Origin of the sequence: Corynebacterium sp. UMB4614 (assembly GCF_030217065.1) — a bacterium.
Taxonomy (GTDB): Bacteria; Actinomycetota; Actinomycetes; order Mycobacteriales; family Mycobacteriaceae; genus Corynebacterium.
In genome coordinates this window covers 226,473-248,676 of record NZ_JASONC010000001.1, presented here as the reverse complement: position 1 = coordinate 248,676, position 22,204 = coordinate 226,473, and the positions used below count along the sequence as shown (strand labels likewise).

The window sequence follows — 22,204 nt, the reverse complement described above, 5'->3', positions numbered from 1 at the left end:
GCTACCCGTCGTCGCCTTGGTAGGCCATTACCCCACCAACAAGCTGATAGGCCGCGGGCTCATCCTCCACCGAAAAAACTTTCCACCAACCACACTAAAGATTGGTCCTATCCGGTATTAGACCCAGTTTCCCAGGCTTATCCCGAAGTGAAGGGCAGATCACCCACGTGTTACTCACCCGTTCGCCACTCGAGTACCCCTGCAAGCAGGGGCCTTTCCGTTCGACTTGCATGTGTTAAGCACGCCGCCAGCGTTCGTCCTGAGCCAGGATCAAACTCTCCATAAAAGCCATGAGGCCCAAAACAATGAAGAGCCAACATCAACTGGCTAAACAAAAAATAAAAAAGAACTACTGACAAGAAATTAACATCGTCACTCAGAAACAAATGACAACAATCCTTGATAAGTAGACACGAAAACCACACCAAACAAAACCGTTTGGTACAGCTTCAGGCGTATTCACAACCAATCACCACACACCACAAAAAATAGTGTGTCGAGCTGGTTATGCCACAATTTTTAACGACCATCACTACACAACAAACAATTGTGTAGACACCTGCATCAAGGACTTTTTCGCAAAGCCCCCGAAACACACTAAACAGTGCATCAAGCGACAGTCGGTGGCATGAACAACACCCACGTATCAACCACTCCCCACCACCAACAACGGTGGCGCGTCAGAGCAGACTGCATCATCATGTTCCAAGTCATGTATAAAAAATCAAACAAATCCCAACCACACAAAAACTGTGTGTCAGAACCGTTGATCTGCTTGGTTCATCACGCTATTGAGTTCTCAAACAACATATGCACACAACAATCCACAACCACAACACTGTGGAGCTTCACGTTGAGGCGGATTCCAACCCTATCACCCACATGAACCAGAAGCAAACCGGAGGAAAACTCACGATCACTTGGCGTTCACACACTCGGTGACAAGAAACAAGACCGAAAGGGAAATCCAACCACCCGGCGTCTGCGCCGTCGGCCTTGCAGATCAATAATCTACACACAGCCCACAACAAACACAAAACCCCAGGTGGAAGCAGAAAACCCGGACATCGTCTTGATTAACGATGCCCGGGTTTGTTCAACAGTCGCGGGGCTTTACTCCACAACCGGCGGGGCGGCACTCACGCTTAGGAGCTGATCTTCGCGCCGGCGAAGTTCTTCTTCCCCTTACGCAGCACGAGCCAGCCACCAACCAGAAGATCCTCCGCAGAGACGGTCCACTCGGCGTCTTCGATGCGCTCGTTATTTACGTACGCGCCGCCCTCCTTGATGGTTCGGCGAGCCGCGCCATTGGATTTTTCCAGACCAGAAGCGACGAGCAGTTCGACGAGGCTCACGCCAACAGCGCCCTCCGCGACCGTCGTTTCCTGGAGTGCCGCGGCGAGAGTCTGCTCGTCGAGCTCACTCAAGTCAGCGCGACCGAACAGTGCCTGGGCAGCCAGCTCAACCTTGGCGACGGCGTCCTCACCGTGAACCAGTGCAGTCATCTCCTGGGCGAGAATGCGTTGCGCCTCCCGCTTGAACGGGCGCTCGGCAACCTCAACGGCAAGGCGGTCGATTTCCTCACGCTCCAAGAAGGTGAACATCTTCAGGAACTTCACCACGTCGGCGTCGGCGGTATTGAAGAAGTACTGGTACCAGCTGTACGGGCTGGTCAGCTCCGGATCCAGCCACAGGTTCCCGCCACCCGTGGACTTGCCAAACTTCTTACCCTCGGAGTCCGTGACCAGCGGAACGGTCAGACCGTGGACCGAATCCCCGTCCATGCGGCGGACCAGGTCTACACCGGACACGATGTTGCCCCACTGATCAGAGCCACCGACCTGCACGCAGACGTCGTGCTCGCGGTGCAGGTGAACGAAGTCATTCGCCTGCAGCAGCATGTAGGAGAACTCGGTGTAAGAGATGCCGTCGGCAGCGAGGCGACGCTTCACGGTGTCACGGGAGAGCATCGTGTTCAGCGAGAAGTTCTTACCCAGGTCGCGCAGGAAGTGGATCACGGACATCTTGCTGATCCAGTCAGCGTTGTTGACCAGCGTCGCGGCGTGCAGCTTTTGACCTGCCTCAGAGAGCTCAGGACTGCCCTCGAAAAGGAGGAAAGCGCGCAGCTGCTTCTTGATGTGCTCCACGTTTGCGGCGACCTGCTCCTCGGTCAGCATGGAACGCTCACCCACATCGCGCGGGTCGCCAATCATGCCGGTGGCGCCACCAGCCAGAGCGAAAGCCTTGTGCCCGGCCAGCTGGAAACGGCGCAGGAGAAGCAACGGAACCAGGTGACCGGCGTGCAAGGAATCACCCGTCGGGTCGAAACCGCAGTAGACCGCGGTCGGGTTCTTCAGCTGCTCACGGAGCTCATCAAGGTCGGTGGAGTCGGCGATCAGCCCGCGCCACTGCAGCTCATCAACCAGGTTGGAGTTTTGAGTCGTCTCGTTAGACATGTTTTTCCTCGTCAAAGATGTGTGATCGTTTTTAAGCTTCTGCCAGCGGCCAGTCGACCGCCTCATCGGTGAGCAGAACCGGGATGCCATCGGAGACCGGATAAGCACGTCCCAGCCGCGGGTTCACCAGATAGTCGCCGTGATCCTCCAGCGGCTGCTTGTCTTGCGGGCAGGCGAGGATCTCCAGAAGCTTCGGATCAATCATGCGTCTCATTGTAGCGACATCTTTTCCGACCGTTCGCTTGGCTACCCTTACCCGGACTCCTCCCTCTCCCCCTGTGTTCTTTGCCCTTGTTTTCGGACGCCGCGCTCGCCTGGCTGCTGCTTCAGGTTCACTCATTGTTTGCGTGTCCGAAGCGTTCGCTATGGTGGGTGCCGTACCGAAATACGGGCGCCCCTGATGTGGCTGGGGCTGAGATCGCGCATGGCAGCGCGGAACCGTCTGAACCTGTCTGGTTAGCACCAGCGAAGGAAGTTGGAGGGGCTCTTTATGAGCGCGCAAAACGCAGATATTTACGCGTCCGAAATTCACCCAAAGCACCGTTACGCACCCCTGCGGGTCAACGGTCTCGAGGTGCCGCAGACCGCGATCGACCTGGACGATTCCCCCACTGGACCGAACGAGCCGGTGAAGATCTACCGCACCCGCGGTCCCTACGCGGAGCCGGAGGTGGGCCTGCCCGCGCTGCGCAGCGAGTGGATCCAGGAACGCGGTGACGTCGAGGAATACGAGGGCCGGAAGCGCAACCTGCTGGACGACGGCACCCGGGCCGCCAAGCGCGGCGCAGCCAGCGAAGAATGGCGTGGCGAGAAGCGCGCACCACTTCGAGCGAAGCAGGGGCAGCGCGTGACGCAGATGGCTTATGCCCGCCGCGGGGAGGTCACCCGCGAGATGGAGTTCGTCGCACTGCGCGAGAACTGCGACGTCGAGAAGGTGCGCGCGGCGGTGGCCTCCGGCCGGGCGATCATCCCGAACAACGTCAACCACCCGGAATCCGAGCCGATGATCATCGGTAACCAGTTCCTCACCAAGATCAACGCCAATATCGGCAACTCCGCGGTGACCAGCTCCATCCGCGAGGAGGTCGACAAGCTGCGCTGGGCGACCCGTTGGGGCGCGGACACCGTCATGGACCTGTCCACCGGTAACGACATCCACACCACCCGCGAGTGGATCCTACGCAACTCCCCTGTTCCGATCGGCACCGTTCCGATCTACCAGGCACTGGAGAAGGTGGGTGGCGTGGCCGAGGACCTGACCTGGGAGATCTTCCGCGACACGGTCATCGAGCAGGCCGAGCAGGGCGTGGACTACATGACCGTGCATGCAGGCGTGCGCTTGCCGTTTGTGCCGCTGACATCCAAGCGTGTCACCGGCATCGTCTCCCGCGGCGGGTCGATCATGGCGGGCTGGTGCTTGGCCCACCACAAGGAGTCCTTCCTCTACGAGAACTTCGATGAGCTGTGCGAAATCTTCGCGGCCTACGACGTCGCGTTCTCCCTGGGTGACGGTCTGCGGCCAGGCTCCATCGCCGACGCCAACGACACCGCCCAGTTCGCGGAGCTGAAGACCATCGGCGAACTGTGCAAGCGCGCCTGGGATTACGACGTCCAGGTCATGATCGAAGGCCCGGGACATGTGCCGCTGAACAAGATCCAGATCAACAACGAGAAGGAAGAGGAATGGTGCGGGGGCGCGCCGTTCTATACCCTTGGGCCGCTGGTCACGGATATCGCACCGGGTTATGACCACATCACCTCCGCGATCGGCGCGGCGAACATCGCTGCCGGTGGCACCGCGATGCTGTGCTACGTCACCCCGAAGGAGCACCTGGGGCTGCCGAATAAGGACGACGTGAAGACCGGCGTGATCACCTACAAGCTCGCCGCGCACGCCGCAGACGTGGCCAAGGGCCATCCCGGCGCCCACGAGTGGGACGATGCCATGAGTAAGGCCCGCTTCGAGTTCCGCTGGCACGACCAGTTCGCGCTCTCGCTAGACCCCGACACCGCGCAGGCGTACCACGACGAGACGCTGCCGGCTGAGCCCGCGAAGACCGCTCACTTCTGTTCGATGTGTGGCCCGAAGTTCTGCTCCATGCGCATCAGCCAGGACATTCGCGACGAATTCGGCGACAAGATGGCCGCAGACCTGGGGCTACCAAGCATCGGCCAGCCCGAGGACGCAGCACATGCCGACGCGGACGTCCTCGCGGCAGTCGAGGCTGGCATGGACGAAAAGTCCGCTGAGTTCCTGGAACGTGGCGGGCAGATCTACTTGGAGGATGATGCGAGTGTGCAACACAGTTGATAACGGTGGGGACCAGCCGGGCGCAGGCCCGGCCCAGGGCGCGCAGGCGGTGACTCCCCGCGCACTAGACCCCCGGTCGCTGACCTGCTACCTCGTCACCGGTCGCATCCCAGACCTCGACTGGGACGAGGAGTGCGAGGAGATCACCCGGATCGCCGCTGAGGCAGCAGCCGGCGGTGCCGGGGTGATCCAGGTGCGCAGCAAGCCGATCACGGTGCGTCAGCTTACGGAGCTTTCCATCCGGATCGCAGCGGCAGTCGCCGAAACGAACTCGAGAACGTTGGTCCTCATCGACGACCGCGTGGACGTCGCCGCTGCCCTCATGCCAGAGCACAACATCCACGGCGTGCACATCGGCCAAGACGACATCGACCCGCGCCTGGCGCGCGCTGTGCTGGGAGACGACGCGATCATCGGGCTGACCACCGGCACCCTGGAACTGGTGGAGGGCGCAAACGCCTACGCGGACGTCATCGACTACGTCGGTGCTGGGCCCTACCGCCCCACCCCGACGAAAAACTCAGGCCGCGATCCACTCGGGCTGGAAGGCTACCCTGCGCTGGTCACAGCCTCCGAGGTGCCGGTCGTCGCGATCGGAGACGTCCGCGCCGAGGACGCCGCAGATCTTGCTGCCACGGGTGTGGCTGGGTTGGCGATCGTCCGCGGAATCATGCAGGCCGAGGATCCGAAGGCCTATGCCGCAAGCGTGATTTCCCAGTTTTCGGGGGCCAACGAGCGTTAGATAGGGCCTATGAGCACACCCGGAACGAGAGCGCGCCGAGTCTTTATCAGCGTTGCTACCCTCCTGCTCACCGCGGGCTGGTCGGCGAATCACTTCGCGTCCGTGCTCGTGGCGCTGCGCGAGCAACTCAACCTGTCGCCGCTGCTGGTTAACGGCGCATATGGGATCTACGCGCTGGGTTTGGTGCCGAGCCTTCTTGTCGGCGGTGCGCTGGCCGACCGGTTCGGCGGACGTCTGGTGGCATTGGCGGGCTCGCTCATCGCGGTGGTGGGTAACAGCATCCTCATGCTCTTCCACGGGGCGCCTGGGCTGCTCACCGGCCGCTTCATCGTCGGACTGGGTGTAGGGCTTGTCGTCAGCGCGGGCACCGCGTGGGCGGCCCGGCTGAATGGAGCTGCGGGCTCGACTCTCGCTGGCATCGTTCTCACCTCAGGCTTCGCACTGGGGCCGGTCATCTCCGGGCTCGCCGAGTTCGCATTCTCGCCACTCTGGCTGCCTTTTGTGCTGAGCATCATCGCCTCACTCATGGCCGTGGTGTTTTCGCTGCGCACTGGTGACATGCCCCGGCGGATCCTGGCCGTCGCGGAGGATCCGCAGGTCGATCCGAGTGCCTCACCCCGCAAGGCGCTGGCTACCTCGGTGCCGGTGGCGATGTGGGTCTTCGCGGCGATCACCACGGCCTTTGTGGGATTAGCCGCGCGGGTCGCTGAATACTTCGAGACCGGGGTATTCCTGCCTGGGATCGCCGCAGCGGTGGGCTTCGGCGCGGGTCTGGCGATCCAAGCGGCCGGGCGTCGCTGGGGCTGGGGCCCGGGATCCGGAGTGGTGGGCATCCTGTGCGCAGGGGCCGGTTTCCTCGTCGTCGCCCTCGGCGGCGAGGCCCCCTCACTGCCGCTATTCTTCCTGGCCACTGTGCTGCTCGGGCTCGGCTATGGCCTTTGCCTGCGCGACGGTCTACTGGACGTCAACGCCTACTCCCCTGCTTCGCACCGTGGCCGCGTCCTCGGGGCCTACTACGTCGCAACCTACGTGGGTTTCGCCCTGCCTCCGCTGATGCAGGTGCTGGAGCCGCGAGTGGGTCCGTCAGTCCCCTTCGCCGTTTTGACCGCCATCGCGGTGGCCGCTGCAGTGCTGCGCAGCTGGCAGATCCGAACTGGCTACCTTAACCGCACATGAGGCAGCCGAAGACCTTGTCCGTTTTCCGAGAAGCACTATCTACAACCGCGGGATGCGCTTCTGCAGCCCACGCAGTTCGTGGCGCAAGCGCGCCGCTAGAAAGAATGACACTTTGAGTAGCTACGAGCACGTGATTATCGGCGCCGGGATCATTGGTCTCAGCACCGCCGTGGAGCTGACCCGTGCCGGGGTACCCGCGACCGATATCGCGATCATCGACCCAGCCCCGATCAGCGGTGCCTCGTGGGTGGCGGGCGGCATGCTCGCCCCCGTCGCCGAGGTGCAGTACGGGCAGGAGGAGCTCTACCCCCTGATGATCCGCGCCGCCGAGCTGTGGCCGGCGCTGCGCGAAGCCGTGGAATCAGACACGGACCTTCCCACCGGTTATCGGGAGGAGTCCACGCTCGTGGTCGCTGCTGACCGCGCCGACGCCACCCACCTCGCCGAATTGCTGGAGCACCAGCGCGCCCACGGGATGACGGCCACCCGGCTGCCCGTGCGTCAAGCCCGCAAACTTGAGCCTGGGCTGCACCCGCAGCTGGCTGGAGCCGTGGAGATCCCCGGCGACCATCAAGTCAACCCCCGGTTGTACTGCGCGGCGGCCGTCGACGTCCTGAAAAAGAAGGGCGCGACCTTCGTGGAGCAGGAAGCGACCGGGCTGGTGCACAGCAGCGAAGCGGCGGGTTCTGATGCCGACCTCCGTAACGCAGGACCAGACAGCGGGTGCACCGCGGTCCGTCTCGCCGACGGCTCGGCGGTGAGTGTTAGCGGGAGCGTCTACGTCTGCAACGGCGTGGGGGCAGCAAAACTCAACGGCGCCCCTGCCCTGCCGGTGCGGCCCGTGCGCGGGGACCTGATCCGCCTCGGGGTCCCCGAAGGCCGGCCCGCCCCGGTGGAGCGCGTGATCCGGGGTTTCTTCGAGGATCGGCCAATCTACGTCATCCCCCGCACCGACGGCACGATCGCCGTGGGCGCGACGACACGGGAGGACGAACGGCGGGCACCCGCTGCCGACGGGGTCTACACCCTGCTGCGCGACGCCATCCGCGTGGTGCCGGGCATCGAGGACTGCGAATTCATCGAGGCGCTCGCCGGGGAACGCCCAGGCACTCCCGACGACCTACCCCTGATCGGCAAGACCAGCGGGAATGTGGTCATCTCGGCGGGATACTTCCGGCACGGCATTCTGTTGTCTGCACTGGGCGCTAAGGTGACGGCACACCTGGGGCTCAGCGCTGGTGATGGTGATGCGGCGTTGGGCGAGGCCGCAGAGGCGGCCGGGGTGAGCCTCGAGGCGTGCCGCTGGGAGCGCTTCGCGACCGAAACGCACTGAGCCAGTGGCACGCGACTGGGAGATAATGGGCCAAGAGAACGCCCGTAACAGGACGAGAGAGAGGACGCTGAGAATGAACTACACGGTGAACCAGGAAGAGCGCCAGGGCAAGGCGGGACTCACGATCGCCGAGGTCGTTGCCAACGAGACCGGCGAAAAGGATGCCACGGGCATCGCGATCGCGCTGAACCAGGCGGTCGTGCCACGCAGCCAGTGGGAGAACCGCGAGGTGGCCGACGGCGACGAGATCGACATCCTCGTCGCGGTCCAGGGCGGTTAGGGCTACCGCTTCCGGCTTCATCGGCTTTAACGAGCCACGATGACCCGAAACGACGGCACTAGTAGACGCAGAAGAAGAAGGCATAGATGCTTGAAATCGCAGGTAAGAAGTTCGACTCGCACCTAATCATGGGTACCGGCGGGGCGACCAGCCAAACGCTGCTCGAGAAGGCGCTGGTGACCAGCGGCACCCAGCTGACCACCGTGGCAATGCGCCGCTTCCGGGCAGGCAACAGCACTGGCACCGCTGGAGCTTCGAACGGCGCTGCGGGAGGCGAGAGCGTCTTCGGGCTGTTGAACCGCCTGGGAATCGACGTCCTGCCGAATACCGCGGGCTGCCGGACCGCCAAGGACGCGATCCTCACCGCCCAGCTCGCCCGCGAGGCGCTGGGCACCAACTGGGTGAAGCTGGAGCTCATCGCCGACGACCGCACGCTGCTGCCCGACGTGGTGGAGCTGGTGGACACTTGCGAAATGCTGGTCGCCGAAGGCTTCGAGGTGCTGGCTTACACCAGCGACGACCCCGTGGTCGCCAAGCGACTGGAGGACGCCGGGGCGGCGGCCGTGATGCCGCTGGGCTCCCCGATCGGCACGGGGCTGGGGATCCTCAACCCGCACAATATCGAGCTGATCTGCGCCCGCGCCTCCGTCCCGGTGCTGCTCGACGCCGGGGTGGGCACGGCATCGGACGCCGCGCTCGCCATGGAACTTGGCTGCAGCGGCGTGCTGCTCGCCAGCGCCGTCAACCGCTGCCAGGATCCGGTCGCTATGGCCACCGCCATGAGGCACGCGGTCGAGGCCGGCCGCCTGGCAGCCGCGGCGGGTCGCATCCCGCAGCGCACCCACGCGGAGGGTGCGCTGGCCAGCTCCAGCTTCGAGGGCCTGGCCTCCTGGGACGAGGACTGGGCTGAGGAGGTGCTCTAAGCGTGGCTGAAAGCACACACACTCCTTCACCGCGCACCGCGGAAACCGAGCAGGCCTTCCCCGCCGGGGACTTCGTCTCCCTTCCCTACCGGGAGCAGCGGCGCACCGCCCGCCACCTAAACCTGCCTGGCTTCGGGCCCGCCGAGCAGCAGCGGCTGCACGACGCCCGCGTGCTCGTCGTCGGGGCCGGCGGATTGGGTTGCCCTGCGATGCAGTCCCTGGCTTCGGCCGGGGTAGGCACGATCGTGCTCTACGACGACGACACGGTGGACGTGACCAACCTGCACCGCCAGATCCTGTTCTCGGCCGAGGACGTCGGCCGGGCAAAGGTGGATGCGGCTACCGACGCCCTGCAGCGCATCCAGCCGGATATTGAGGTCGAAACCCACCAGTACCGCCTGGACGCGAACAATATCGTCGAGGCCTTCCGGCAGGTCGATCTGGTCATCGACGGCTCCGATAACTTCGACACGAAGTTTCTAGTCGCCGACGCCGCCGAAATCTCCGGCACACCCCTGGTCTGGACCACGGTGCTGCGCTTCGCCGGGCAGATCTCGGTGTTCAACTCCACCGCCAGCGGTGAGCGCGGCATCGGTCTGCGGGATCTGTTCCCCGAGAAGCCAAGCGGAGATTCGATCCCCGACTGCGCGAGCGCCGGCGTGTTGGGTGCGACCACCGCGGTGATGGGCGCGCTGGCGGCCACGGAGGCCATCAAGTGGGTCACCGGGGTCGGCCAGCCGCTGCTGGGCACGGTTGTGAGCTACGACGCGCTGACCGCGCGCACCCAGAGCTTCCGCATCGCCCCTGACCCGAGCCGCCAGCCAGTCGTGGCCCTGTCCCCCAACGACGGCCCCGCATCCTCCACTACCGCCTGCGCAGTCCAGTCCCCGGAGGACTCGCACACCACGCCAGACCAGGACCCAGGCCCCCGCCCAGCGAAGGCACCGAGTAACGCCGCTCTGCACGAGCTCGTCCGCACCGGAAAGGCCTTCACGGTGGACGTCCGCGAGTACCACGAAACGCTCCTCGCCCAGCCGAGCTTCATCGGCGAGCAGGGCGCCGACGAGCACCTAGCGATGTCCGCGCTCGCGGATCCCGCGGGCACCCTGGACGTTGCCTCCCCTGCAGTGGCCGAGGCCTTCGCCCGCCACCAGGGCACCGACGCGGTGGTCTACTGTGCCTCCGGGGTGCGCAGCCAGCACTTCGTCGAAAAATACGGGCAGGCTGCCAGCGAGTATGGAATCACGCTGCACAACCTGCCCGGAGGGGTGCGGGGCTAAACTCCGCGAGGCTCTTTCCTTAGCCGCGGACCGGCTTTTCCGCCCACCCGCGCAGCTCACCGGAGAGCTTCTCGACGCGCTCGCGCTGCTCGGCGACCCGCACACCAGCGGTGCCGCCGCGGGTCGACCGGGACGCCACCGCGCCGTCGATGGTGAGCACCTCGCGGACCTCCGGGGTGAGCCGGGAATCCACGGAGGCGAGCTCCTCGTCGGTGAGGTCGATGAGGTCCACGCCGCGGGACTCCGCGATGCGAACACAGGAGCCCGAGGCCTCATGGGCCTCACGGAACGGCACGCCCTGGCGCACCATCCACTCCGCCAGATCCGTCGCGAGCGTGAAGCCCGCCGGGGCGAGCTCGCGCATGCGGTCCTCGTGGAAGGTCAGGGTGGACACCAGGCCCGTCATCGCCGGCAGCAGCAGGTTGAGCTGCGCGACCGAGTCGACGATCGGCTCCTTATCCTCTTGCAGGTCGCGGTTGTACGCCAGCGGGAGGCCCTTCAGGGTGGCCATCAAGCCGGCGAGGTTACCGATCAACCGACCCGTCTTGCCGCGCACCAGCTCTGGCACGTCCGGGTTCTTCTTCTGCGGCATGATCGAGGAGCCGGTGGACCAAGAATCGGAGAGCGTGACGTAACCGTACTCCGGGGTGCACCAGTAGATGATCTCCTCGGCCAGGCGGGACATGTCCACCGCGATCTGCGCCAGCACGAAGGCCGTCTCGGAGGCGAAGTCGCGGGAGGAGGTGCCATCCAGGGAGTTATCCGCCGCAGAGTCGAAGCCGAGCTCTTCTGCGATAGCCTCCGGGTCCAGCTTCAGCGAGGAGCCAGCCAGCGCGCCCGAGCCATAGGGCGAGACGGCCAGGCGCTTATCAAGGTCCTGCAGGCGCTGGAGATCGCGCAGCAGCGGCTGGGCGTGAGCCAGCAACGAGTGGGCCAGCAGGATCGGCTGGGCAGCCTGGGAGTGAGTCTTACCCGGCATGATGGCCTCTGGGTGAGCCTTCGCTTGGGCAGCCAGCGCGTCGATGAGCTCGGTGACCTGGACGGCGATATCGCGGATCGCATCGCGGATCCACATGCGGAACATCGCAGCCACCTGGTCATTGCGGGAACGTCCCGCGCGCAGGCGACCGCCGACCTCTGGGCCGACCCGGTCGATCAGGCCGCGCTCCATCGCGCCGTGGACGTCCTCGTCGGAGGGTGCGGGGACGAAGGAACCATCCGCGACGTCCCGACCCAGCTGGTCCAGCCCGTTCAGCATGGTCTCCAGGTCGGCGTCGGAGAGGAGCCCGGCCCGGTTCAACACCTTCGCGTGCGCCTTCGAGGCGAGCACGTCATAGGGGGCGAGCACCCAGTCGAAGTGGGTGGACACGGACAGCGCGAACATGGCCTCCGAAGGGCCGCCGGAAAAGCGGCCGCCCCAGAGCGCGCCCTCGTTCGTGCCGTGCTTGTCCAGCGAACCGGGGTTGGACGCACCGTGATCTGCCATTGAAGGATTCCTCTCCGTGAGTGACGTCGTGAAAGAAAGTCGGTCTTAAAGAAACTAACGGCGGGCAGCCCCGCGAACGGGACCGCCCGCCAGGAAGGGGCTATTACAGGATGCCCATATCGCGCTTAGCGGCGATCTTGGAGGACAGGCCGTGCAGCTCGACGAAGCCCTTGGCCAGGGACTGGTCGAAGCTGTCGCCCTCGTCGTAGGTGGCCAGGTTAAAGTCGTAGAGGGAGTGGTCGGAACGGCGGCCGTTGATGATGATGTTGCCGGCGTGCAGCACCAAGCGGATGTCGCCGGTGACGTGCTCCTGGGACTCCTCGATGAAGGCATCCAGGGAGCGCTTCAGCGGGGAGAACCACAGACCGTCGTAAACCAGGTCGGACCACTCAGCGTCGATGCCGCGCTTGTAGCGGGCCAGCTCGCGCTCGATGGTCACGGCCTCCATAGCCTCGTGGGCACGGATGAGGGTCATCGCGCCCGGAGCCTCGTAGATCTCGCGGGACTTGATGCCCACCAGACGGTCCTCGACCATGTCCAGGCGGCCAACACCCTGCGCACCGGCGCGGCGGTTGAGCTCCTCGATGGCCTCCAGGACGGTGACCTTGCGGCCGTCGATGGCCACCGGCACGCCGGATTCGAAGGAGATGATGACCTCATCCGGGGCCTGGCCCAGCGCCGGGTCCTCGGTGTAGGCGTAGACGTCCTTGGTCGGGGCGTTCCACAGATCCTCCAGGTAACCGGTCTCGACGGCGCGGCCCCAGACGTTCTGGTCGATGGAGAACGGGGAGGACTTGGACTGCTCGATCGGGATGTTGTTTTCCTCGGCGAAGGCGATGGCCTTGTCGCGGGTCCAGGCGTAATCGCGGGCCGGTGCGATGATCTCCAGCTCCGGTGCGGTGTTGGCGAAGCCGACCTCGAAACGGACCTGGTCGTTACCCTTACCGGTGCAGCCGTGGGCGACGGCGGTGCCGTTGTGCTCCTTGGCAGCCTCGGCCATGTGCTTGACGATCAGCGGGCGGGAGATCGCGGAGACCAGCGGGTACTCCTTCATGTACAAACCGTTGGCCTTGATCGTCGGCAGGCAGTAGTCGTTGGCGAACTCGTCACGGGCGTCCACCACGATGGACTCCACGGCGCCGGCGCCGAGCGCGCGCTGGCGGACGGTCTCCATGTCCTCGCCGCCCTGGCCCAGGTCGATGGACACGGCGATGACCTCAGCGTTGCGCTCCTTGGCGATCCAGCTGATGGCGACGGTGGTGTCCAGACCACCGGAGTATGCGAGTACGACGCGATCCTTCATTGAGGTTTCCTTTCCCCGTTTTCTGTTCTTCTTTTAAAGATTCTAGTTGCTGTGATTTTTTGTTGAGCATCCGGCGCGGGCTAGTGGCGTCCATTCTGGACTGCCGCTCTCCCACCGGATCGCCGGCACGGTTGCTAGCCGCGGGCCAGCTCCGCGAAATACTCCGCGACCTGGGCCCCACTGTGTCCTTCGCGGGCGAGCACGAAGACCGTGTCATCACCCGCGATGGTACCCACCGTCTGTGGCAGTTCCGAGCGGTCGAGGACGCTGGCCAGGTATTGGGCCGCCCCCGGCGGGGTGCGCAGCACCGCGATGTTGCCGGAATCGTCGTGGGCGACCAGCAGCTCGGAGAGCACCCGGCGCAGGTGTGCGGGCCCGTCCCCCACCATGGCTTCCGCCAGGGTGTAGTGGGACTTGCCGTCGGTGCGTACCTTGCGGGCTCCCAGGTCCACGAGATCCCGGGAGAGCGTGGCCTGCGTGATCTCGATATCCATGGTGTGCAGGATGTCGAGCAGCTCGCGTTGGTTCGCCACCCGGTGCTGGCCGATCACCCGAGCGATGGCTGCCTGCCGGGCAGACTTCGATGGCGCGGCCGACCGGTCTAACGGAGCAGCCATACCATCAGCGCCTTTTGCGCGTGCAGGCGGTTTTCGGCCTCGTCGAAGACCACCGACTGCTCGCCGTCGATGACCTCAGCGGTGACCTCGTTGCCCCGGTACGCGGGCAGGCAGTGCAGGAAGATCGCGTCCTCCTTCGCCTCCGCCATGAGCTCCTCGTTGACCTGGTAGGCGCGCAGGGCGCTGCGGTCGACGTTCGGGTCCTGGCCCATGGACACCCACGTGTCGGTGATGACGACGTCGGCGTCCGCGGCGGTGACCTCATCCGTCACGGTGACGGTGGCACCGGTCTCCGCGGCCCGCTTCTTCGCCCGCTCCACGAACTCCGCCTCCGGCTGGAAGCCCTCCGGGGCGCAGATCGTGATGTCGATGCCCGCGGTGGCGAAGCCGAGCATGTAACTATTGGCCATGTTGTTGGCGCCATCGCCGAAGTAGATAGCCTTCAGGCCGGCCAGCTCGCCCTTCTTCTCCCGGATGGTCTGCAGGTCCGCGAGGATCTGGCAGGGGTGGAAATCATCGGAGAGGGAGTTGATGATCGGCACCGTCGCGGTTTCGGCCATCTCCGCGAGGTTGCTGTGCGCACCAGTGCGCCACACGATCATGCTGGCGAACCGGGAGAGCACCGCGCCGGTGTCCTGGAAGGTCTCCCCCTTGCCCATCTGCGAGCTGCCGGAGTCCACGACGATCGGGCTGCCACCCAGCTCGGTGATGCCGGCGCTGAAGGAGAAGCGGGTGCGGGTGGAGGTCTTGTCAAACAGCACCGCCACGGACTGGCGCTCCAGGATGTTGCGGAAGGGGTTGCCGTAGCGGTCGGCCTTCACCTTCTCCGCCAGGTCCAGGACCTGCGCCTGCTCGGCCGGGGTGAGGTCGTCGTCCGCCAGCATGTGGCGCAGGGGCTTGGTGTTCTTTTCTGCGAGGGTCATTTCTAGCTTTCTGTGGTCGACGTCTCGGTTGGGGTTGGTAGGTCGTCGAGCATCGCGGTGATCTTCAACGCTGCCTCGTCGGCCTCGGTCGGGCTCAAGTTCAGCGGCGGCACGATGCGCAGTACCTCCGGCGAGGGCTTGTTCAGCAGGATTCCGTAGTCCGCGGGGTCGAGCTCGCACGGGGTGTCCAAGACGACGCCAAGCATCAGACCGCGGCCGCGGATCTCGGTGACCCGCGGGTGGTCCTGCAGGGCAGCGACCAGCTGCGCCCCGACCTGCTGCACGTTCTCCAGCAGGTTCTGCTCCTTGATCTCGTCGATCACGGCATTGGCCGCGGCGCAGACCACCGGGTTCCCACCGAAGGTGGTGCCGTGCATGCCCTTGGCCAGCAGCTGGGCTCGGGGCATGGCCAGGCAGGCGCCGATCGGCAGCCCGCCGCCCAGCCCCTTGGCCATGGTGATGACGTCCGGAACAACGCCGGAGCCATCGGACTGGAAACCAAACCAGGCACCGGTGCGCCCCATCCCCGCCTGGACCTCGTCGATGACGAGGAGAATCCCACGCTCGTCGCAGATGCGACGCAGCCCGGCGAGGAAGCCCTCCGGGGCGGGGATCACGCCAGTCTCGCCCTGGATGGCCTCCAGAAAGATGGCGGCGGTGTTCTCGTCGGCCATGGCGTCGACGGCGTCGAGATCGCCGTAGGGGTAGTACTCCACGCCCGCTGGCATCGGCTCGAAAGGCTTGCGCTTATCCGGCTGGCCGGTCAGCGCCAGGGATCCCATCGTGCGCCCGTGGAAGCCGCGCTGGGCGGCCAGGATCTTCGGCCGCCCGGTAGCGCGCGCGATCTTGAACGCAGCCTCGTTGGCTTCGGCGCCCGAGTTGCAGAAGAACACGCGTGCATCCGCGGCCTCCTCGGTGCCGACCAGCGAGGTCACCTTGCCCGCAAGCTCGATGACCTGCGGGTGGGCGAAGACGTTCGAGGTGTGCCCCAGGGTCTGCAGCTGGGTGGTCACGGCCTCCACGATCGCGGGGTGTGCATGCCCAAGGGCATTCACCGCGATGCCGGACAGCAGGTCGAGGTACTTCTTGCCCTCGCTGTCCCAGACGTAGCTGCCCTGCCCCTTAACGAGGTTCAGCGCCGGCGTGCCGTAAGTGTCCATTAGCGTGTGCTGCCAGCGGTCCTGCCACGTCGAATCCGTGGCGGGAGTGGCTTGAGATTCAGTGTTGCTCATCGCCTTGATCCTTCGGGTTGTGCGTCGGAAGAGCCTTGGTGCTGGGTTTAGTGTTCGTAAGACTCGGAGGAAATCATCGTGCCGATACCGCCTTCGGTCATCAGCTCGAGGAGCACCGAGTGCGGGACGCGTCCGTCGATGACGTGGGCGGCCTTCACGCCGTTGTGGATGGCATCCAGGCAGGCGGTCATCTTCGGGATCATGCCGCTATCCAAGGTCGGGAGGAGCTCCTCCAACTCCGCCGGGGTCAGGCTGGAGACCAGCGAGTCCTTGTTCGGCCAATCCGTGTAGAGGCCCGGCACGTTGGTGAGCATGACGAGACGCTCGGCGTCCAGGGCCCCCGCCAACGCACCAGCGGCGGTATCGGCATTGATGTTGTAGACCAGACCGTCGTCATCCGGGGCGATCGTCGAGACCACCGGGATGCGGCCGGCATCGATGAGGTCGAACAGGCTCGTGGGGTCCACGTCGGTGATGCTGCCGACCCGTCCGATGTCCACCAGTTCCCCTTCGATCTCGGGCTGGAATTTCTCGGCCGTGAACAGCCCGGCGTCCTCCCCGGAGGCGCCCACTGCGTAGGGGCCGTGCTCGTTGATGAGCCCAACCAACTCGCGGCCAACCTTGCCGAAGAGCACCATGCGCACGTACTCCATGACCTCAGGCGAGGTCACGCGGAAGCCGCCGCGGAACTCCCCTTCCAGGCCGACCTTGTCGAGCATCATGTTGATCTGCGGACCGCCGCCGTGCACGACGACGGGACGCGCACCAACAGCGCGGAGGAAGACCATGTCGGCGGCGAAGGCACGCTTGAGCTCGTCGTCGATCATGGCATTGCCGCCGTACTTCACCACCACGATCTTGTCGCGGTAGTGCAGGAGCCACGGCAGGGCCTCGGCCAGCACGTGGGAGCGCTGCGAGGGGGTCAGCCCGCTGGTGCAGGAGGAATCGTGAATCTTAGGCATGGTGAATCCTTGGGTTACCGCTGGCGGTTAGCTCGAGTACTCGGAGTTGATCTCGACGTAGGAGTAGGACAGGTCGGTGGTCCAGACGGTGGCCTTGCCGTCGCCGCTGGCGAGGTTGACCTCGACGTCGATGTCCTCACCCGAGAGGTCAACCTCGCGGGCGTTCGGGGTTCCGGCGGCGTCGACGCAGACGTCGTGGCCGTTGAAGGACACTCGGATCCTCGTCGGGTCCATGGTTACCGGGGCCATGCCGACGGCGGCGAGCACGCGACCCCAGTTCGGGTCGGAGCCGAACATCGCGCACTTGAAGAGGTTGTCGCGACCGATGACGCGGGCGGCGGCCTTGGCCTCCTCGTCGGTGGCGGCGCCGGTGACGGTGATCGCGACCTTTTTAGTCACGCCCTCGGCGTCGCCCTGCAGCTGGCGGGTGAGGTCCAGGCAGACATCGTGGACTGCACGGGCGAACTCGGCGGCGTCCGGCTCCACACCGGAGGCACCGTTGGCGAGCATGATGAGGGTGTCGTTGGTGGAGGTGGAACCGTCCACGTCGATGCAGTCGAAGGTGACCCCGCTGGCGGCCCCCAGCGCCTCCTGGGCGGCCTCTGCGCTGGGCAGCTTGGCGTCGGTGGTGAGGAAGACCAGCATCGTAGCCAGGGATGGGGCCATCATGCCCACGCCCTTGGCCATCGCGCCGATGCTCCAGCCATCGCCCTCGTAGACCGCCTGCTTGATGACGGTATCCGTGGTCATGATCGCCTCGGCGGCCTTGGTGCCGGCCTCGAGGTCGGTGGAGAGCTCGGAGGCCAGCGCCTCGACTCCCGCCTCGATCTTGTCCATCGGCAGCAGGTCGCCGATCAGGCCAGTGGAGGACACGGCCACGTCTGCGGCGTCGATGCCGAGCGCATTGCCGACGAGCTCGCCGGTGCGCTTGGCGTCCGCCATGCCCTGCTCCCCCGTGCAGGCGTTCGCGTTGCCGGCGTTGACAACGGCTGCGCGGAAAGTTCCGTTGTGCAGCGACTTGGTCAGCTGGACGGGCGCGGCCTTGATCTGGTTGCGGGTGAACAGCGCGGCGGCGTGGTAGTCGGGACCGTCGTTGACCAACAGGGCCATGTCCGGGTTGCCGGAGGGCTTGATGCCCGCGGTGACGCCGGCGGCGCGGAAGCCAGCCGGGGCGGTGACGCCGGTACGCTGTCCGGCTGCTGGGTTGTGGTGTTCGGGCTGGGTGCTCACTGCGTGTTCTTCTTCTACTTCTTCAAAGGGGTTGTTGCGGTGGGTGTGTTGTTCGGCGTGTGGAACGGCGCTGTGTTACGGCGTCGCCGTATTACGACGCCGCTGGGTTAGGTCGCCGCGATGGTCGGCAGGCCTGCGGTCTCGTCCCAACCGTTCATCAGGTTGAGGCACTGGACGGCGGCGCCCGCGGTGCCCTTGGTCAGGTTGTCGATCGCGGAGGTGGCGACGATCATGCCGTCATCCACGGCGACCTGCAGGTGAACCATGTTCGTGCCGGTGACGTGGCGGGTCTCTGGCTGCTGACCTTCCGGCAGGAGGTGCAGGAAGGGCTCGTTTGCACAGAAGTCCTCGTAGGCGCGTCGGACATCAGCTTCGCTACCCCGGGCCGGTGCGGTGACGGTGGTGAGGATGCCGCGCACGAGCGGTGCCAGGACGGGGGTGAAGGTGACGTGGACGTCGTCGCCCTGGTCGCCGCCGGGGACGAGCTCGAGGAGGTTCTGCTTGATCTCCGGGGCGTGGCGGTGGGTCATGACGCCGTAGGCGCGGAGGTTCTGCATGGTCTCGGCGCCGAGAAGGGCCACACTGGGCTTCTTACCCGCGCCGGAGACCCCGGTGACGGAGACGACGGAGACCTGTGGGGCCATCATGCCGGCGGCGATGCCGGGCATGGCGGCGATGGTCGCGCCGGTCGGGAAGCAGCCGGGGGCGGCGACGCAGTTGGCTGCGGCGATCTCCTCGCGGTGGCCGGGCATCTCCGGGATGCCATAGGTCCAGCTACCGGCGTGCGGGGTGCCGTAGTAGCGCTCCCACAGGTCCTCGTTGCGCAGCCGGTAATCCGCACCACAGTCCACGATCTTCATATCTTCCGGCAGCCCCTGCTCCACGAGGGTGGCAGAGACGCCGTGCGGGAGAGCGAGGATCGCCATGTCGTGTTCGGCGAGCAGCTCCGGGGTGGTCTCCTGGAGGGTGCGGTCCGCCAAGGGGGTCAGTGCCGGGGCGAGTTCCCCGAAGTTCTGGCCGGCGTTGGAGCCCCCGGTGAGGGCTCCGATCTCGAAGTCCACGCCGTATCCCGGGTGGTTGAGCAGCAGGCGGAGGGCTTCCCCGCCCGCGTAACCGCTGGCTCCTGCGACTGCAATCTTCTTCATTCTTTAATTATGCGCCCGATCACAGAAAAATGCAATATATACACGCTTATGCAAAATATGCAGCCCGCGAGGGTGGTCCTCGCGGGCCGCATTAGGGGTGTGTTCTAGAGGTCCCCTCCCCTCAGAGCACGGCCGCGCCCTAAGAACGCAGCTGCACATTAGGAGCGAAGCTGTATCCTAGCAGCGAAGCTGTGCCTTAGGAGCGAAGCTGTGCCTTAAGAGCGAAGCTCAGCACCCAGTTTCGCCGTGGCGGCGTCGATGGCCGCACGGCGACCCTCCGATGCCTCATCCTCGGTCAGCGTGCGGTCCGTCGCGCGGAAGCTCAGGGAGAAGGTCAGCGAACGCTTGCCCTGGCCGAGCGAATCCGACTCGTAAATGTCGAACAGGCGGATGCTCTCCAGCAGCTCGCCGGCGCCCTCCTGCAGCACCTTCTGCACCTCGGCGACCGGCAGATCCTCGTCAACCACGAGGGCCACGTCCTGGTAGACCGGCGGGAAGGCAGACACCTTGGGCTGCGGGAAGCGTTCCTCCACCGGGAGGGCATCCAGGTCGATCTCGAGCGCGATGCTCCGGGCCGGGATGTTGGCGCGCTCGCAGACCTGCGGGTGCAGCTCGCCCGCGTGCCCCACCACGGTGCCGTCGACCAGGATCTCCGCACAGCGGCCCGGGTGCCACGGCAGGAACTCGGCGTTGCGGAACTCCACGTCCACACCAGCCGCACGCCCGATCAGGCGGGCTGCCTCGAAGGCGTCCTGAGCCTCGAAGTTCTCCGCGCCACCCCACGGGCCCTGCAGAGCGCGCTGGCCGGCGGCGACCATCGCCACGTAGAGCGGCTGCTCCGGCAGAGTCTGAGCCAGCTCATCCAGCTCCGCCTCGGACGGGCGCTGGGTCACAGCGGGCATCGGGGTCGGCTTGCGCCCGCTTTCCGGCAGGCGGGGCAGGGAAACCTGCTCCACGCCGAACAGGGCGACGTCCTTCTGACCACGCGCGGAGTTGCGGCGCAGGGCGTCGATCATGGACGGCAGCAGCGTGGTGCCCAGGGAAGCGTGATCGGACTCCAGCGGGTTCTGGACCTTCACCACGTTGCGGCGCGGATCATCCTCCGCCAGCCCCCACTCGTCGAAAACATCGTTGGCGATGAACGGGGTCGGGAGGATCTCCGCGAAGCCATTCCAAGCCATCGCGTGGCCGATGCGGCGGCGCAGGCGCTGGCGTGGCGTCAGGCCACGACCGACCGGCGCGTGAGGCAGGACCGATGGGATGTTCTCCAGCCCCTCGAGACGGAGGACCTCCTCCACCAAGTCGGCCGGGATGGTCAGGTCCGGGCGCCAGGTCGGCGGGGTGACCTCGATCTGGCGGGCACCCTGGCCGTCGCGCAGGCCGGTCTCGCGGACGGTGCAGCCTACCTCGCGGAGGCGACCGATCGTGGTGCCATCCGGGTAGATCATGCCCGCGACCTTGCCCGGACGGTTGGTGTGCATCTGGATCGTCGGCATGCTCGGCACCTCGCCGACCATCGTGCGGCCGTGCACCACCTTGCCGCCGGCGATGCGGACGAGCAGCGAGACCGCGAAGTCCAGGGCATTGCCGATGATCGCGGCATCGGTACCGCGCTCGAAGCGGCGGGAGGACTCAGAGGAGAGCTTGTGGCGGCGGCAGGTGCGGGCCACGGTGAGCTCGTCCCAGTGAGCGGCCTCGAAGAGCACATCGACAGTCTCATCGGAGATCTCGGAGGTGCTGCCGCCCATCACACCGGCCAGGGACTGGATGCCAGAGTCGTCGGAGATGACGACGTCCTCGCTGGACAGGGTCCGCTCCACACCGTCCAGGGTGGTCAGAGTGTCGCCCTCGGAGGCGCGGTGCACCCGCAGGTTGCCGGTAATCTTGCCAGCGTCGAAGGCGTGCATCGGCTGGCCGAGCAGCATCATGACGTAATTCGTGACGTCCGTGGCGGCATTGACCGGGCGCTGGCCGCAGAGCATCAGCTCGCGCTGCAGCCACAGCGGGGATTCGGCGGTCGGGTCAATGCCCTCGACCTTGCGGATACCGAAGAGGGAGCACTTCGCATCCTCCTCGACCTCCAGGGAAAGGATGTCTTCCTTGATGCCCGGGATGCCGGCGAAGAGGTCGTCGTCGAGAGCGGCAGCCGCTGGATCGAGCGCCGGGTCACGGTACTGCAGCTCGAAGGAGGACGCCAGCTCGCGGGCCAGGCCGCGGGCGGACAGCGCGTAGCCACGGTCCGGGGTGACGTTGACCTCAAAGACCGTGTCATCCAGGCCCAGCAGGCTGCGGGCGTCGTCGCCGACGGAGAGACCGTTGGCCGTGATCTCCTCCTCGGAGACGGTGATGATCCCTGGGCTCGTGCCGTCGTAGAGGCCGAGCTCGGAGGCGGAGCACATCATGCCCTCGGAGATCTTGCCGTAGGTCTTGCGCGCGGAGATCTCGAACGGGCCAGGCAGCACGGTGCCCGGCAGGGCGACGATCACGTAGTCGCCCTCGGCGAAGTTGCGGGCACCACAGATGATGTTCTGTGGCTCGCCGGTGCCGTTGGCCTCGCCGACGGCGATCTCGCAGTAGCGGATCGGCTTCTTAAAGCCCTCCAGCTCCTCGATGTTGCTCACCCTGCCGATGACGAGTGGCCCCTCGGTCTTCGGGAGGCGCTCGTAGCCCTCCGTCTCGAAGCCGACGCGGACGAAACCTGCGTCGAGTTCCTCGGAGTCCACAGACCAGCTAGGGTTCGCGGTCTGCAGGATCCGGGTGAGCCAGTTCTGAGAAATCAACATGTGCTTGAAAAGGTCCTTTTGC

Annotated in this window: 18 protein-coding genes, 1 rRNA gene and 1 riboswitch; of the genes, 7 read left to right on the top strand and 12 right to left on the bottom strand. The window is 65.5% G+C overall.

Features of this window, described 5'->3' with window-relative positions; translation table 11 throughout:
- From QP413_RS01080 to QP413_RS01070, 3 genes are all read right to left on the bottom strand, one after another.
- Positions 1 to 286 (bottom strand): 16S ribosomal RNA (locus QP413_RS01080); the annotation flags it as partial.
- Between the two features lie 859 nt (positions 287 to 1,145).
- Entirely contained in the window at positions 1,146 to 2,456 is a 1,311-nt protein-coding gene (gene tyrS, locus QP413_RS01075; RefSeq protein ID WP_284780147.1) for a tyrosine--tRNA ligase, read from the bottom strand.
- Positions 2,457 to 2,487: 31 nt separating this feature from the next.
- Entirely contained in the window at positions 2,488 to 2,661 is a 174-nt protein-coding gene (locus QP413_RS01070; RefSeq protein ID WP_041628482.1) for a Trm112 family protein, read from the bottom strand.
- 172 nt (positions 2,662 to 2,833) lie between these two features.
- Positions 2,834 to 2,947: riboswitch (TPP riboswitch) on the top strand.
- Here QP413_RS01070 and thiC point away from each other — a divergent pair.
- The 7 genes from thiC (at position 2,947) to QP413_RS01035 (ending at position 10,501) form a co-directional block, all read left to right on the top strand.
- The gene (thiC, locus tag QP413_RS01065; RefSeq protein ID WP_284780145.1) at positions 2,947 to 4,767 is read left to right on the top strand and encodes a phosphomethylpyrimidine synthase ThiC; all 1,821 of its coding nucleotides are present in this window, start codon (positions 2,947 to 2,949) and stop codon (positions 4,765 to 4,767) included. (Overlaps the previous riboswitch by 1 nt.)
- 49 nt (positions 4,768 to 4,816) lie before the next feature.
- Complete coding sequence (locus QP413_RS01060) at positions 4,817 to 5,509, top strand: thiamine phosphate synthase (protein ID WP_284780163.1); 693 nt, start codon at positions 4,817 to 4,819, stop codon at positions 5,507 to 5,509.
- A gap of 9 nt (positions 5,510 to 5,518) precedes the next feature.
- The gene (locus tag QP413_RS01055; RefSeq protein WP_148791676.1) at positions 5,519 to 6,685 is read left to right on the top strand and encodes an MFS transporter; all 1,167 of its coding nucleotides are present in this window, start codon (positions 5,519 to 5,521) and stop codon (positions 6,683 to 6,685) included.
- A 112-nt stretch (positions 6,686 to 6,797) separates the two neighbouring features.
- Positions 6,798 to 8,018 (top strand): glycine oxidase ThiO, encoded by a 1,221-nt coding sequence (gene thiO / locus QP413_RS01050; RefSeq protein WP_284780144.1) that lies wholly within the window; start codon positions 6,798 to 6,800, stop codon positions 8,016 to 8,018.
- 73 nt (positions 8,019 to 8,091) lie between these two features.
- Positions 8,092 to 8,298 carry a sulfur carrier protein ThiS gene (gene thiS, locus QP413_RS01045; protein ID WP_284780142.1) on the top strand — a complete coding sequence of 69 codons (207 nt, stop codon included), beginning with the start codon at positions 8,092 to 8,094 and terminating at the stop codon, positions 8,296 to 8,298.
- Positions 8,299 to 8,384: 86 nt separating this feature from the next.
- Entirely contained in the window at positions 8,385 to 9,221 is an 837-nt protein-coding gene (locus QP413_RS01040; protein WP_284780141.1) for a thiazole synthase, read from the top strand.
- Positions 9,222 to 9,223: 2 nt separating this feature from the next.
- Positions 9,224 to 10,501 (top strand): ThiF family adenylyltransferase, encoded by a 1,278-nt coding sequence (locus QP413_RS01035; RefSeq protein WP_149121581.1) that lies wholly within the window; start codon positions 9,224 to 9,226, stop codon positions 10,499 to 10,501.
- Positions 10,502 to 10,520: 19 nt separating this feature from the next.
- Here QP413_RS01035 and argH read toward each other — a convergent pair whose 3' ends face one another.
- From argH to pheT, 9 genes are all read right to left on the bottom strand, one after another.
- Entirely contained in the window at positions 10,521 to 11,954 is a 1,434-nt protein-coding gene (gene argH / locus QP413_RS01030) for an argininosuccinate lyase (RefSeq protein ID WP_187289755.1), read from the bottom strand.
- A 136-nt stretch (positions 11,955 to 12,090) separates the two neighbouring features.
- Positions 12,091 to 13,290 (bottom strand): argininosuccinate synthase, encoded by a 1,200-nt coding sequence (locus QP413_RS01025; RefSeq protein WP_012360359.1) that lies wholly within the window; start codon positions 13,288 to 13,290, stop codon positions 12,091 to 12,093.
- A gap of 134 nt (positions 13,291 to 13,424) precedes the next feature.
- On the bottom strand, positions 13,425 to 13,907 hold the full coding sequence (gene argR, locus QP413_RS01020; RefSeq protein ID WP_284780139.1) for an arginine repressor: 483 nt from the start codon (positions 13,905 to 13,907) through the stop codon (positions 13,425 to 13,427).
- Positions 13,892 to 14,830 (bottom strand): ornithine carbamoyltransferase, encoded by a 939-nt coding sequence (gene argF / locus QP413_RS01015; RefSeq protein WP_070761951.1) that lies wholly within the window; start codon positions 14,828 to 14,830, stop codon positions 13,892 to 13,894. The genes argR and argF overlap by 16 nt, the downstream gene beginning before the upstream one ends.
- Before the next feature lie 2 nt (positions 14,831 to 14,832).
- A complete protein-coding gene (locus QP413_RS01010; RefSeq protein WP_284780136.1) occupies positions 14,833 to 16,062 on the bottom strand; it encodes an acetylornithine transaminase in 1,230 nt (409 codons plus the stop codon).
- 47 nt (positions 16,063 to 16,109) lie between these two features.
- Complete coding sequence (argB, locus tag QP413_RS01005) at positions 16,110 to 17,024, bottom strand: acetylglutamate kinase (protein ID WP_012360363.1); 915 nt, start codon at positions 17,022 to 17,024, stop codon at positions 16,110 to 16,112.
- Positions 17,025 to 17,051: 27 nt separating this feature from the next.
- Positions 17,052 to 18,254 carry a bifunctional glutamate N-acetyltransferase/amino-acid acetyltransferase ArgJ gene (gene argJ / locus QP413_RS01000; protein ID WP_284780134.1) on the bottom strand — a complete coding sequence of 401 codons (1,203 nt, stop codon included), beginning with the start codon at positions 18,252 to 18,254 and terminating at the stop codon, positions 17,052 to 17,054.
- A 107-nt stretch (positions 18,255 to 18,361) separates the two neighbouring features.
- Positions 18,362 to 19,399 (bottom strand): N-acetyl-gamma-glutamyl-phosphate reductase, encoded by a 1,038-nt coding sequence (argC, locus tag QP413_RS00995; RefSeq protein WP_284780132.1) that lies wholly within the window; start codon positions 19,397 to 19,399, stop codon positions 18,362 to 18,364.
- 215 nt (positions 19,400 to 19,614) lie between these two features.
- Positions 19,615 to 22,182 (bottom strand): phenylalanine--tRNA ligase subunit beta, encoded by a 2,568-nt coding sequence (pheT, locus tag QP413_RS00990; protein WP_284780130.1) that lies wholly within the window; start codon positions 22,180 to 22,182, stop codon positions 19,615 to 19,617.
- Between the last annotated feature and the right edge of the window lie 22 nt (positions 22,183 to 22,204).